The 13,650-nt window shown below is 61.9% G+C and carries 13 protein-coding genes; 7 read left to right on the forward strand and 6 right to left on the reverse strand.

The genetic code is table 11. The features are described from left to right. Window positions 1–26 precede the first annotated feature (26 nt). The 3 genes from ESZ53_RS05585 to mtrA are packed head-to-tail and all read right to left on the reverse strand — an operon-like array spanning window position 27 to window position 3,998. Complete coding sequence (locus ESZ53_RS05585; protein ID WP_129071919.1) at window positions 27–1,706, reverse strand: GerMN domain-containing protein; 1,680 nt, start codon at window positions 1,704–1,706, stop codon at window positions 27–29. After that, window positions 1,699–3,312 (reverse strand): MtrAB system histidine kinase MtrB, encoded by a 1,614-nt coding sequence (gene mtrB / locus ESZ53_RS05590; protein WP_129071920.1) that lies wholly within the window; start codon window positions 3,310–3,312, stop codon window positions 1,699–1,701. Before mtrB ends, ESZ53_RS05585 begins: the two co-directional genes overlap by 8 nt. A gap of 5 nt (window positions 3,313–3,317) precedes the next feature. Continuing rightward, complete coding sequence (gene mtrA / locus ESZ53_RS05595; protein WP_129071921.1) at window positions 3,318–3,998, reverse strand: MtrAB system response regulator MtrA; 681 nt, start codon at window positions 3,996–3,998, stop codon at window positions 3,318–3,320. Between the two features lie 121 nt (window positions 3,999–4,119). Between mtrA and ESZ53_RS05600 the strand changes: the two genes are divergently transcribed. From ESZ53_RS05600 to ESZ53_RS05620, 5 genes are read left to right on the forward strand one after another with little or no spacing between them, the layout of a single operon-like run. Further along, window positions 4,120–5,346, forward strand: a complete 1,227-nt coding sequence (locus ESZ53_RS05600; RefSeq protein WP_246837394.1) for a glycerophosphoryl diester phosphodiesterase membrane domain-containing protein — start codon at window positions 4,120–4,122, stop codon at window positions 5,344–5,346. Further along, the gene (locus ESZ53_RS05605; protein ID WP_129071922.1) at window positions 5,343–6,041 is read left to right on the forward strand and encodes a DUF4129 domain-containing protein; all 699 of its coding nucleotides are present in this window, start codon (window positions 5,343–5,345) and stop codon (window positions 6,039–6,041) included. The genes ESZ53_RS05600 and ESZ53_RS05605 overlap by 4 nt, the downstream gene beginning before the upstream one ends. Further along, window positions 6,038–7,228, forward strand: coding sequence for a DUF4350 domain-containing protein (locus tag ESZ53_RS05610; RefSeq protein WP_129071923.1), 1,191 nt, complete (start codon window positions 6,038–6,040; stop codon window positions 7,226–7,228). The genes ESZ53_RS05605 and ESZ53_RS05610 overlap by 4 nt, the downstream gene beginning before the upstream one ends. 42 nt (window positions 7,229–7,270) lie before the next feature. Next, entirely contained in the window at window positions 7,271–8,227 is a 957-nt protein-coding gene (locus tag ESZ53_RS05615; protein ID WP_129071924.1) for a MoxR family ATPase, read from the forward strand. Between the two features lie 2 nt (window positions 8,228–8,229). Next, window positions 8,230–9,522 carry a DUF58 domain-containing protein gene (locus ESZ53_RS05620; RefSeq protein WP_129071925.1) on the forward strand — a complete coding sequence of 431 codons (1,293 nt, stop codon included), beginning with the start codon at window positions 8,230–8,232 and terminating at the stop codon, window positions 9,520–9,522. Between the two features lie 7 nt (window positions 9,523–9,529). On the opposite strand, the gene ESZ53_RS05625 is transcribed toward ESZ53_RS05620, so the two are convergent. After that, window positions 9,530–10,525, reverse strand: coding sequence for a stage II sporulation protein M (locus ESZ53_RS05625; protein WP_129073512.1), 996 nt, complete (start codon window positions 10,523–10,525; stop codon window positions 9,530–9,532). 16 nt (window positions 10,526–10,541) lie between these two features. Between ESZ53_RS05625 and ESZ53_RS05630 the strand changes: the two genes are divergently transcribed. After that, window positions 10,542–11,402 carry an RDD family protein gene (locus ESZ53_RS05630; RefSeq protein ID WP_129071926.1) on the forward strand — a complete coding sequence of 287 codons (861 nt, stop codon included), beginning with the start codon at window positions 10,542–10,544 and terminating at the stop codon, window positions 11,400–11,402. Window positions 11,403–11,498: 96 nt separating this feature from the next. Here the strand turns inward: ESZ53_RS05630 and ESZ53_RS05635 are convergent, their stop codons facing one another. Both ESZ53_RS05635 and ESZ53_RS05640 read right to left on the reverse strand, forming a co-directional pair. Beyond that, window positions 11,499–12,923, reverse strand: coding sequence for a phosphomannomutase/phosphoglucomutase (locus ESZ53_RS05635; protein ID WP_129071927.1), 1,425 nt, complete (start codon window positions 12,921–12,923; stop codon window positions 11,499–11,501). Further along, the gene (locus ESZ53_RS05640) at window positions 12,910–13,125 is read right to left on the reverse strand and encodes a DUF3499 family protein (protein WP_129071928.1); all 216 of its coding nucleotides are present in this window, start codon (window positions 13,123–13,125) and stop codon (window positions 12,910–12,912) included. Before ESZ53_RS05640 ends, ESZ53_RS05635 begins: the two co-directional genes overlap by 14 nt. 63 nt (window positions 13,126–13,188) lie before the next feature. On the opposite strand from ESZ53_RS05640, the gene ESZ53_RS05645 reads away from it, so the two are divergent. Then, window positions 13,189–13,632: a metallopeptidase family protein gene (locus ESZ53_RS05645; RefSeq protein ID WP_129071929.1), complete on the forward strand. Its 444-nt coding sequence runs from the start codon at window positions 13,189–13,191 to the stop codon at window positions 13,630–13,632. Window positions 13,633–13,650: the final 18 nt, after the last annotated feature.

Genomic DNA, 13,650 nt, shown 5'->3' on the forward strand with positions numbered 1-13,650 from the left:
CTCAGCGACGGATCCGTGGACAACGGCTACTGCTGCACTGCCATGAAGGAGGCGTCGAGCCCGGTACGCACCCAGGCTTGGCTTCCTTGGGGTCGCCAGACTTCACCTTCCGAAAGCACCCGGAGCCCATCCGTGTTGGATCCCGTCGTTACGATCTGGGATGCTCCGTCAACAGTGCCCAGATCTTGCGAAGGGCCGCCAAGGTTGTAGGCGGTCACTTCGACCGAGTCATCAACCGCGGTCAAGGTGGCAACGCTGCTCGTTCCCACCCACGCGGCATCGATCGCAACCCCGGTGGGTACCGGCAAGGCGACGGGCTCCACGAGCTGAACGGGAACATTGCCCTGTTGGCGCACGATGCCGTAGACGAGCAATTGCGGACCAGAGGGCGTCGAGAGATACACGAGCAAGCGCGCACCATCGCGCGAGACATCGAGCGACACGATTTGAGAGTCTGCGGGTAGTGCCGACTGCACCGGATGCTCAGTGCCGTCAACCGCGAAGGTCGTCAGTGACGCCGCATTCGCTCCCTGCGCAGACCACACAAACCGGAACGGATCGAGCGACGGCGCCACGAGCTCGTCTCGCGAATCGATGACACGAGGTGCGACGCCGACCGATGCAAAGTAGACCGCGTTATCCCCCGCGCGATAGGCCGCTGAAAGACGATCGGCTGAGAGGGCGACGGCCGTAGCACCCGCCGCCGTCACGACGTCACTGAGTTCGGTGATCGCGCTGAGTCCATCACTCGTACTAAACCCGAACTCATCACCCGTTCCCACGACGAGAGGCCCCGCCGAACCGGGTTCAATTACTGCGGCATTCTGACCCGACGTTGTATCCGGAAGCTCTCGACCGTCGACCGTGATGAGCACAATGGGGGTGTGCAGCGTTGCCGCCAACTGCTGACGCATACGGTCGCGCGCCACGTTATTGGCAGCGAGCGCCTCAGAACTCAGGTCAACGACCGCACGGCCAGAAGTAAGGCTACTTGTTGTCCCGAGCGTCGTGGATGGCGGGAATGCGGTGAGCACGACGCCCTGTTGCACCCACGCCGAATCGGCGACCAATAATGCTTGAATCGCCCGCGTCTGCGACGACTCCCGCACAGCAAACCAGCGGGTATCGGGGATGAGGTAGGCGAAGCTGGGATCAAAGTAGTACAACACTTGCTCTTCGAAACTCACTTCGAAACCACTAAGAGTAAGCACTACCCCCGGTGGCGCTGTCGAAATGCGCCATTCGCCGCCGACGCGCTCAAACTCGAACGCGAGAGTTTGCGACACGGGAGAACGAAGCTCGGAGTAGATCCCTCTCTCGTCGACCACTGCCTGAGCAGAAAACGAATAGGTCAACGAATCTTCGTCGATCGCCGGTGCAATAGTCGGCAGCTTGTCGCGCTCACGAACGGTCGCGCTGGCAGCAGGATTCCACGCCTCGCTCATCGCTCCCGTAAGAAATTCGCGGGCCACGGAGTAGTCCCGCGACGGCGAACGTACGGCGTTCATGAAGTCGGTCAGGATCTGCTCCTGAGTTGAGCCCGCGACCGGCCCAGACGCGACGATCTCGTACTGGGCGCCATCCTGTTCGTCGATACGCGGGCCGGTTTGAACCTCACTCGCCATCGGCACACCAACACAGCCGGTCAGCACGACGGCCACGACGGCAATCAGCGCGAGGTATGCGCCCTTGGAGAACTTAGGCATGCGGAGCCTCCAAGCGGGGAATCTCGTCATTCGGTGGCAGTTCGAGCGGTGAGGACCGCAGGTCAGCTCCGCGTTCGCGCGGAATCGTAAGCCGGAAGCAGGAGCCGTGGTCTCCATCCGACCACGCTTCGAGCCAGCCGCCGTGAAGCGCAGCGTCTTCGAGAGCAATAGCTAACCCCAGACCGGTGCCACCAGTGGTGCGCTGCCGCGACGGGTCGGCGCGCCAGAAGCGGTCGAAGACGCGCTCGAGAGCTGCCTGGCTCATTCCCACGCCATAATCGCGAACAGCGATGGCGATGGCGTCTTGATCGCTGTCTACCCACACAACGATCGGCAGCCCGTCACCATGATCGATCGCGTTGCTCACTAGGTTTTGAAGAATGCGACGGATGCGCCGCGGGTCGACATCCGCCTCGAAATGGCCGCCGGGGGCCACAAGCCGCAATTCTGAGCCTTTGCTCTCGGCGAGTGACGTCAGGCTCTCGATAGCGTCTTCGACGAGGCGCACGAGGTTGGTCGGCTCGGTTTCCATATCGACCGCTCCCGCGTCGTATCGACTCATTTCGAGCAGGTCGGCGAGCAAGAGTTCGAACCGTTCGACCTGAGTGTGCAACAGCTCAGCAGTGCGCGCCGTGGCCGGTGGAAAATTTTCGCGTTGATCGTAGAGAACGTCACCCGCAAGTCGAATTGTGGTGAGCGGAGTACGAAGCTCGTGGGAGACATCCGACACAAAGCGTTGCTGAACCTGCGAGAGCGCCGCGAGTCGCGTGATCTGCTGTTGCATGCTCGTAGCCATGCCGTTGAACGATCGCGCCAAAGTCGCAATTACGTCGTTGCCCTGCACCGGAATGCGGACCTCGAGCTCACCGGCCGCCAAGCGTTGACTCGTTTCGGCGGCTAAGCGAACAGGGCCAACAACGAGGCGCACCACCACGAACGTGACAACGCCAATGAGTGCGAGAAGCGCGAAACCGCCGAGCCCGAGGGTCTGCTGAACCAGCACGAGGGTGTCTTGAGTGTCTTGAATGTCGTAGACCAAATACAGCTCATATTGGCTACCCCGAATGTCGAGCGTCGATCCGACCACGAGCCCGGGATGCACCGCACCATCGGCCTCTTGCTCCAGCGCAACCGACTGCCAGTAGGTGCGCTGCTCGGTCGACTGCGAGACGATATCGCGCAGTTCTTCAGAGATGAGAGCGGCGGAGCCTAGCCCCAGCGTTTGAACATCAGAAGGAACGCGGGGCCCCTCCTGAGCCGGGGTGCGCAAGATTGCGTAACTCGTGCCGCCCGTGCTGGAGGCCACACTCTCGATGACCTTCGCGGCCTCCCCCATCATGACGTCGAGGTCCTCAAGGCCGAGGCCCTCATCTGCGGCGTCGAACACCTGTTGGCCTGCCAGGGTGGCATTGGCCGATGTGCGCGTGAGCTGGTCGCGGCTCGCATCGAAGAGGTTGGCCCCGACACTCAGCGACATGTAGCCGGCGATCACCGCGACCACTACCGATGACAACAGCACCGTGATCGCGACAGTGCGCAATTGAAGCGACGAGCGCCAGAGCGCAGCAGCTCGCTGCACCCAGCCGCGCCAGTCAAAATCGCGCATAGAAGCTAAGCGCTGGCGCCAGCGCGGTAACCAACACCGCGAACAGTCATGACAATCTTCGGGTTGTCGGGATCTTCCTCGACCTTTGCGCGCAGGCGCTGCACGTGAACATTCACCAAGCGGGTATCAGCCTTGTAGTGGTAACCCCAGACCTGCTCCAAGAGCATTTCGCGGGTGAAAACTTGCTCCGGCTTCATGGCAAGCGCCAACAGGAGCTCAAATTCGAGCGGGGTCAAATTGATTCTGGCGTCACCTCGACGCACTTCGTGGCCCGTGACATCCAATTCAAGGTCGCCAACGGTCAAGGTGCCGGTGGCAGCATCGCTGGCGGGGCGCAGGCGAGTGCGCACGCGCGCCACAAGCTCTTTGGGATTGAAGGGCTTGACCACGTAGTCGTCAGCGCCGCTCTCGAGACCCTTGACGACGTCTGCTGTGTCGCTCTTGGCGGTGAGCATGATGATCGGCACGCCCGACTCTTCGCGGATGCGCGAGCAGATCTCAATGCCGTCCATGCCGGGCAGCATGAGGTCGAGCAACACCAAATCGGGCGCGGCCGACTTGAAAGCGTCGTACGCTAACGCGCCGTCTTGGCAGAAAAATGGTTCGTAACCTTCAGTGCGGAGAACGATTCCGATCATTTCTGCCAGGGCAGTGTCGTCATCTACTACAAGAATTCGCGGGTTCACTGTTCCTCGTTACTTTCTAGCTCTCGGGCGAACTGAGTGAGAAGCTTTCGCATAAGAGTAGTCGAGTGTGAAAACATGAGGGAGATTGAAATATTTGCAGTCACCCAATCGAGGATGAGACGTGAGCGACAACAGCCCCTGGCAGTCACCCGATAGCAGCAGCGCCGCTGGCGCCGGGTCGCTTGCACCTCCCACCGCGGCGTCGGCGTATAGCCCCGCTGAAACTGCACCGGTAGCGCCGGGGACGCCGGGTGCAACTCCGCCATTCGTGGCTCCGACTGCCGGCTGGACTCCGCCGCCTAAACCGGGCCTCATCCCGCTGCACCCGCTCGGTCTCGGCGCAATTCTCTCGGCGTCCCTCATGGTGCTGCGCCGCAATCCTCGCCCGACCTTTGGGCTCGCGCTACTCATCATGAGTCTCGTTATGGTCGGCTCTCTCGTTCTTGTCGGCGTTGTGACCTTCAGCGGAATCGAACGTTCGCTGAGCGCCAGCGATGGGGATGCCGCAGCTATCGAAGCCGGCGCTACCGCCGGCGTGATCCTCTCCGCCCTGTTCGCTGTGGCCCTCTCTCTCGTCGGTGGCGCGATTCTGCAGGGGGTCATCTCGCTCGAAGTTGCTCGCGGAACCGTGGGCGAGCGTCTTCGCCTGCGCGGTCTGTGGAACGCCGCCAAAGGCCGCATCGGCGCTCTCATCGGCTGGTCAGCGCTCGTCATGCTCGCGGTCATCGTGGGGATTGCGATTGTGGCTGGCGTATCGGTGTTGTTATTCGCTATCGGGGACACCGCCGGAATCGTGTTTGGAGTTCTGACGATGCTTGGCGGGCTCCTCGTTGCTCTCTTTCTGGCGGCGTGGCTCGGTACCTTCTTCGCGTTTGTACCCAGCGCCCTCATGATCGAGCGTTTGCCGCTGATGCTTGCTATTCGCCGTTCGTGGTCTCTCGTCAAGGGAAACTTCTGGCGTACCTTCGGCATTTTGCTGCTCATCTTGGTCATCGTGAACACGGTGTCGAGCGTCGTCACGGCTCCAGTCAGCTTCTTTGGCGGTCTCGGCATCGGCCTGCTTAATCCGACGGGCAACGAGGAAACAGCTGTCGTGGCATTCGCCGTGATCTACATCGTGTCCATCATTCTTTCGGTCATCATCAGCGCCGTCACCATCGTCATTCAGTCTGCTGCTCCAGCGCTGCTCTATATCGACATGCGCATGCGCAAGGAGGGCTTCGATCTTGATCTGACGCGATTCGTTGAAGCTCGCAATGTCGGCGACCACTCGGTTCCTGATCCCTATCTCACGGCGCAGAGCACGCCGAGCCGAGCCACGCCTGCGTCACCGAACGCTGCTTCATGACAGTGATCGACTCCGCGGTTTCGGCCTGGGTAGGGCTCGCGGGGTTCTCTGCGCGGTCGCTCGCGGGTGACGTACCCGTGGACCCTGACTCCGGCGATGCAACCGGATGGCTCATCGACGAACTCTCGAAAGCTCCCTATCAGGCCGCAAAGCCGACGCTCTTCGACCGGGCATCCAAAGCATTCAGCGACTGGCTAGCGAGCCTTACGATCGGTGACGGTAACGGGATTCCGACTTTCGTTTCCATTGTGCTTCTCTCGCTCGTGGCCATCGCGATCATCGCAGCGATTGTCGTCTACGGGGTGCCGCGGCTCAACCGTAAGAGTCGCCATCAGGACATCTTGTTTGGTGAAACCGACTATCGATCTGCCGCGCAATTGAGAGCGGCAGCCGAGCAATCGGCGGCGCGTGACGACTTCGTAGCCGCTATCGCAGACATGTTCCGTTCCATCGCCCGCGGATTATCAGAGCGCACGCTCGTCACGATGACTCCGGGAACGACCGGGCACGGTTTCGCTGCTCGGGCTTCACGTGTCTTCCCCGAACTCGCTGCGGAATTCGCCAGCAGTGCCGACACCTTCGACCTCATTCGCTACATGCGCAAAACCGCTACTCGCGAGCAATATGAACAACTCCGCGCGCTTGAAGCTCGCGTGCGCGCGACCAAACCCGACTTGGCCGAGGCGACGCTGTGAGCGAATCCGGCACCGATTCGACGGTGCTTACCCCACGCTTGCGCACCACCACTCGCCGCTCGCTGTTCTGGATCGCCGCTGCCATCCTGCTCGTGGTCGTTGCCGTCATCACCCTCAATCTTGCGGGCAATGCCGTTGAGGGCCCGCCGCTAGACCCCACAAGTCCCTACGAAGCCGGAACCCAAGCGGTGGCAGAAGTTCTCCGCGATCAGGGCGTCGACGTCGTGGTGACGACTACCTTGGACGATGCCCGGGCCGCAGCGGATCTCGCGGGAGAAAGCACGCTCATTTTCTCCAACTACGAGGGCTACCTGACCGAAGAACAAGTAAAGGACGCTGCCGGGCTGACCAGCACCGTGATCGTCGCCGAACCTGTGCTCAACGAGCTCCTCGCGATCGCACCCGAGGTAGCGCAGGCGGGCACAAGTTCCGAGACCGTTGCCGCCGGATGCACGGCATCCACCGTCGCTCATGCTCCTCAGATCACTGCCGGCCCCAGCGGCTATCGAGTTATCGAGCCGAGCCCCGACATCACCTCCTGCTACGGAAACGATGACGACGGCTACGGGCTCATCATTCTCGATCGGGGCGACACTGAACTGAAGATTCTTGGTGCCACCGACGCCCTAACCAATGGCGGTATTACCGCCGCGGATAACGCGGCGTTCGCACTGCGTCTGCTCGGTGAGAACGACACGCTCATCTGGTACACGCCGAGCTTCCTTGACATTGCCGACGGCGGCGGCACCGCCACCCTCGACGAGCTCGCCCCCGGCTGGGTGCTGCCGGGAACCTGGTTGTTCCTTCTCACCCTGCTGGCCGGCGCACTGTGGCGAGGACGCCGCTTTGGGCCGCTCGTCATCGAAAAGCTTCCCGTGACGGTGCGCTCGAGCGAAACGATGCAGGGTCGTGCACGGCTGTATGCGAAGTCCACCGCCCGGCTTCACACGCTCGACTCACTGCGCATCGGAACCATCCGCCGCCTCGCAATGCTGTGCGGAATGCCATCCACAGCATCCGTCGATGATGTGATCAACCGGGTCTCACCGCTCGTTGGCCAGCCTCTCGCGCAACTCCAGCACCTGTTGCTCGACGCCGACCCCTCCACGGACAACGAGCTCATTAGCCTGTCCGACGAATTGCTCGCACTCGAAGATCGCGTGCGCACCATCATCCGCCCCGCCTAATCGCTTAGCCCCACCGAGCCAGAGATAGAGAAGAATCGAGATATGACTGACGAGCAACTGCGGCACGCATTCACTCAACTACGCACAGAAGTAGGCAAGGCTGTTGTTGGCCAAGATGCGGCTGTCACCGGGCTCACCATCGCGCTGCTCACCGGGGGTCACGTGCTGCTGGAGGGCGTTCCGGGCGTCGCGAAGACGCTGTTGGTGCGCACCCTCAGCCGAGCGCTTCAGCTCGACACCAAGCGTGTGCAGTTCACCCCCGACCTGATGCCTGGCGACGTCACCGGATCACTCGTTTATGACTCCAAATCTGGAGAGTTCGAGTTTCGCGAAGGCCCCGTCTTCACGAACATTTTGCTGGCGGATGAGATCAACCGCACGCCACCCAAGACCCAGTCATCGCTGCTGGAAGCCATGGAAGAGCGTCAAGTCTCTGTCGATGGCCAGTCGTTGAAACTGCCCGTGCCCTTCATGGTGGCTGCGACGATGAACCCGATCGAATACGAAGGCACCTACACGCTTCCCGAAGCTCAGCTCGACCGCTTCTTACTGAAGCTCGTTCTCGACCTCCCCGAGCGAGACACCGAGATTGAAGTTCTTACCCGTCACGCCGCAGGCTTCAATCCTCGCGATCTCGCCGCGGCCGGCGTTACTCCCGTGCTCGATGCGGCAATGCTCGCTGCGGCCCAGGCCGCCGTCACGAAGGTCGGCGCAAGCCCCGACGTCATCGCGTATGCCGTTGACCTTGCTCGCGCCACCCGCCAGAGCCCCTCAGTGAAGCTCGGGGTAAGCCCCCGCGGTGCGATCGCGCTGATCGCGGCCGCCAAGGCGTGGGCTTGGCTCACGGGCGCCGATGCAATCACGCCCGACCACATCCAGAGCATGGTGCTGCCGGTGCTTCGCCATCGGATTCAGTTGCGTCCCGAAGCCGAGCTCGAAGGGGTGTCGGCCGACGTCATTTTGCGATCGATCGTGCAGCAAGTGCAGGTTCCGATCTAACAATGGCAATTTCTGGATGGTTCGTTGCTCTCGTGGCGCTCGGCATAGTGCCGATCGTCGTCACCGGCGAACCCATCGTGCTCGTGTACTGGTTACTCTTCGTAGCGGTTCTCAGCACGCTGGACCTGATTCTGGCCGTATCGGTGCGCGGGCTACGATTCGAGCGCACCTCGCCCGACCGAGTGCGACTCGGCGAGACCACAGGCTCTGCGCTGCGAATCACGAACCCCACCCCTCGACGCCTGCGCGCGATCGTGCGCGACGGTTGGCAGCCGTCAGCGGGAGCCCAGAGCAATCGCGCAACGCTGACCATCCCCTCGGGCGAACGAAGGGAACTCACTACGGTTCTCACTCCCCTTCGCCGGGGAACTCGAGAAGCTGCTCACGTGACGGTGCGGTCGTACGGGCCCTTGCGACTCATCGCCCGGCAAACCACCGTGAGCGTTCCGGGAAGCTTCACGGTGCTGCCGCCGTTCAACTCGCGCAAGCATCTCCCCTCTCGCCTCGCTCGCCTGCGCGAACTCGATGGCGCCACAAGCGTAATGATCCGCGGCCAAGGCACTGAGTTCGACAGCCTGCGTGATTACGTTCGCGGCGACGATGTTCGATCGATCGACTGGCGTGCCACTGCGCGCCGCTCTGAACTCGTGGTGCGCACGTGGCGACCTGAGCGCGACCGACGTGTGGTGATTGTCGTCGATAGCGGCCGCACATCCGCTGCGCGAATAGACGATGAACCGCGCATCGATACCGCTTTCGAATCTGCACTTTTGTTGGCGGCACTCGCCTCCAGTGCCGGTGACCATGTCGACTTCATGATTTACGATCGCCGAGTGCGTGCTCGTGTTCAGGGTGCGACTGGCCCCGATTTGCTCTCGAAAATGGTCAACAGCATGGCGCCAGTTCAGCCCGAACTCATCGAGATGGACTGGAACGCCGTGCCGAACCTTGTGCGGCAAGCAACAACGCAGCGCGCGCTTGTGGTGATTGCCACCACCGCCGAGTCCCCCGGAGCCTCGCACGGCCTGCTCGCGATGCTGCCCCAGCTCACCGCCAAGCACACCGTTGTAGTGGCATCCGTTACCGATCCATCGATCGTGGATGCCACGCTCGATCGATCCTCGCGCGACACTGTGTACCTCGCCGGCGCCGCCGAACGCGCACTGCTAGATCAGTCACGAGTGGCCGGTGCGATCAACCAGCTCGGGGCATCCGTAGTCTCACGACGCCCCAGCGAATTGCCGCTCGCGCTTGCCGATCACTACATCGCGTTGAAAGCCGCCGGAAAGCTCTAACCCGCAGTCAGTTCGCGACGATGTGCGTTGCTCCAGCATCAAACTCACTGAGGTCACCCGTGTTGCCAGCGCGAGCGCTGCGCCCCCCAAGGATCCATTGGTACGCCAAGAAACCTGCAAGAGCGACCGTGCCGATGCCGATCTTGATCGGCCATGGCCAATCTTGACGGGTGACATAGCCTTCGATAACGCCCGAAACCAGGAGGGCAAGCATGATGCCGATGACGATGGTGAACAGCGCGCGGCCGTTATGCGCGAGGGCCTGCGCTCGTGTGCGAGCACCAGGCGCGACCCAGGACCAGAAGATCATCATTCCGGCCGCACCGGCGACGAAAATCGCGTAAAGCTCAAGCTGGCCGTGCGGCGCGATGTAGAGAAAGAAGACGTCGAGGCGATCGAACTCGTTCATGATTGCGGCGGTGAAGCCCAACTGCTGAGCGGTATTGAAAAGAAGGTACGGCACGTAGACACCGACAATGCCGAACGCGATTTCTTGAGCGGCGATCCACGCGTTGTTTGTCCACACGAAGCCGGTGAACGATCCGCCGGAGTATTCGGAGTAATAGCCGACAAAATCGTCTTGCGCGAGAGCTTCGCGCTCGGCGGGAGTACCGAAGTTGGCCAAAAGCTGGGGGTTGGAGATGGCCCACCACGCAAAAAGGAACCCGATGAAGAAGGTTGCTGCGGCGAGAATGAGCGACATCCATCGCACCCGATACAACGCGGCCGGAAGCTGGGCGATGAAGAACTCAGGCAATTGGCTCAACAGATTGGCGGCGGCACCCGTGAACGAGAGCCGGGCGCGACTCAGTGTCAGAGACAGACGATCAGCCTGAACTGACTGGCCGGTGCTCGTCTTCATCGCCGACAGGTGCGTGGCACTCGCCTGGTAAAGATCGATCAACTCATCGGCTTCAGCGCCAGAATATCGACGTTGAGCGGCCAAATGGGCAAGGCGGTCCCAGTCTTCGCGGTGCGCGGCTGAGTAAGAGTCGAGATCCATCTGCTTAAATGATGTCATGCCGAGCCCACAAACGACCACCACCTTCGCATATGGGGACGAACCCGACGAGCTCATCACCGGAGAGGCTGTTGCTTTAGAGCTGCACTCGGCCAGTTTCGTGTTGCGGGCAGCCGGCGCCATCATCGATTTTCTGGTCTACGGTGCCGCGCTCATTGGGCTGCTGATCGGCGCCTTCGCTTTCGCGAGCGCCGCCGGGCTCGACCAAGCTATCGGCACCGCTCTCACTGTTGCATCCACTGTGCTGTGCCTCGTCGTGATCCCCGCAACGGTCGAGACACTGAGCCGGGGCAAGTCACTCGGTAAGCTCGCGATCGGAGCTCGAATCGTGCGCAACGACGGTGGCGCGATCGGCTTTCGCCATGCGTTCATCCGCGCTCTCTTGGGGGTGTTGGAGGTCTTCATGACCGCGGGAGGTCTAGCCGCCGTTGTCGCACTGCTCAACACGCGAGCACAACGTCTTGGTGACCTCGTCGCGGGTACGTACAGCCAGTACGAGCGGGTGTCTAAGTTCGCTAACCCGGTGGTTCAGCTGCCCGGCCAATTGGCGGAATGGGCGCTTACGGCCGATGTAGCCAAGATGCCGGATGCTCTAGCTCGGCGCATCTCACATTTTCTGGTCGCCGCCCCCGGCTACACCCCGCTCACCCGTCGGCAACACGCCACGTCTTTGGCGCACGAAGCGGCGGCCTATGTGTCGCCCCTGCCCCACGTTGAGCCCGAAGTTTTGTTATCGGCGGTGAGTGCCGTGCGTCGGGAACGCGAGAGTGCTGCGTTAGCGGGCGAGCAACGACGCCTAGACGCGCTCGAACCCGCTCTCACGAGTGTTCCGCGCGGGTTCCCGAGCGACCGCGGCTAAGCCGCAACTGCGACAGCGACAACGTCAGCAACAACATCGGCGACGTGACGGAGACGGCTGCGAAAACGGCAGGCTTCCGCCGTACCGACTCACGCCCTAGGCGCGAATGATCGCGAGTGCTCGATCGCGTATGGCCTCGAGCGTCGGCTGAGAGTCAGCTTCAGCATTGAGACGCAACAGCGGCTCGGTGTTCGAGGGCCTGACGTTAAACCACCAGAACGAGTCGCCCTCGGTCGCAGTGCCGGTAACGGTGAGGCCATCGAGCTCATCGAACTCTGCCTCTGCCGCGAAGGCCGCGCGGATGCGGGCAGTAGCGGCAGGAACATCGTCCACCACCGAGTTGATTTCGCCGCTGGCCGCATAGGGCGAATAGCGAGCGGAGAGCACCGAGAGGGGTTCGGGCTGCGAACCAAACTCCGCCAGCAAGTGCATGGCAGCGAGCATCCCGTTATCGGCGCCCCAGAAGTCGCGGAAATAGTAGTGCGCCGAGTGCTCGCCGCCGAAAATCGCTCCCGTTGCCGCCATCTGATCTTTGATGAGCGAGTGACCGACGTTGGTGCGCACGGGGATCGCCCCCGCGGCTTCGATCGTTTCGGCCACGATACGTGAGGTGATGAGGTTGTGGATGACACGGATGTCGCCCTCGGGTTGCGAAGCCCGCACGCGCTGAATTTCCCGCAGCGCCACGACCGCAGCTACCGCGCTCGGACTCATCGGGTTGCCCTGCTCATCGACGACAAAGCAGCGATCAGCATCGCCGTCAAAAGCAAGCCCGAGGTCGGCACCCTGCTCGAGCACCGCCTTTTGGAGATCAACGATGTTGGCGGGGTCGAGCGGATTCGCTTCGTGGTTGGGGAATGTTCCGTCGAGCTCGAAATACATCGGGATGATGTCGATGGGCAATGGCGAAAGTCCTGCGGCAGTCGAGAGCACGGCGGGCACCGTCATACCACCCATGCCGTTTCCAGCATCTACGACGACACGGATCGGGCGGATACCGGTCAGATCAACGAGGGTGCGCAAATAGCTGGCGTAGTCGCCGAGCACGTCAACCTCTCGCTGGGAGCCCGGGGCCGCAACGGCGGGGATTCCCTCGGCCAAATAAGCCTGAGCACGGTCTCGAATTGACTTGAGGCCTGTCGCAAAGCTGATGCCTTGGGCTCCGGCGCGGCTGAACTTGATGCCGTTGTAGGTCGCCGGGTTGTGGCTTGCCGTAAACATGGCGGCAGGGGCATCCATGGAGCCGGATGCGAAATAGGTCTCGTCGGTCGAGCAGAGTCCGATGAGAACGACATTGCCCCCGCGAGCACGAGCACCGGCCGAGAACACGGCGGCGAAACGGGGTGAGGAGTCGCGCATGTCGTGACCGACGACGACCTCGTGGCCCGCGGCATCCACTTCATCAATGAACGCGGCCCCGAGCGCTTCGACTACCTCGTCAGTGAGCTGGGTGCCCACAAGGCCACGAACGTCATAGGCCTTGATGAAGGGGGCGAGATCGATGGGGTTAGCGTTGCTCATGCCCCAAAACTACATGGCGAACGACCTGCCACCCCTGAGGCGCGGAGAGTCGTTCGGCATGGCGAGCACAGAGGTCGTAGGTGTGCGGTTCAGCGCTGTAGCTCAGCGGCCCCAAAACAGCCATTGAGTCGGCATAGACATAGGTCAAGGTGGCGACTGCTTCGGAGTTGCAGGCGACCTTGCTGCACGGGCGCTGATTCATTGTGAGCCCTAGCCTACGACTGTGCGCCCACAGATGGTCAACTAGCCGCCGTAGAATGGGCCCGTGGCTAGATCATCGAAGCGGGAGTCGACGCGCTCTGTGCGCGGAAACTGGCGCGACCGACACGGGCGCGGCATCCGTGCTGCCGTCACCGGCCCGCACTTGCCGTTGCTCAGCAGCCGCAACGGAAACTTCGAGATGACCGTTGCCTCCGCCGCCCAGTTTCTGAAAGAAATGTGGCCAGAAGAACTGGCGGATGCCCGCTTCGAGATCGGCCTGATGCCGGGCAGCGATCCTGAAGGTTCCGCCGTCGAGCGATGGCATGTCAATCGATCCGAGAACCGCATTGTGCTCTATCGCTTGCCCATCGAGCGGATGGCCCGGCTGCACCGAGACGACGAACTACACAAGCGCATGCTCATCGAGAGTTGTGTCTTTCGCGCGGTCGCCGAATACGTCGGCAAGGATCCTTGGGAACTCGCGCCCAATCGATTCCGACACTTCTAGAGTGTGCACGCTCTGAGA

This window comes from Salinibacterium sp. UTAS2018 (assembly GCF_004118935.1).
Taxonomy (GTDB): domain Bacteria; phylum Actinomycetota; class Actinomycetes; order Actinomycetales; family Microbacteriaceae; genus Rhodoglobus.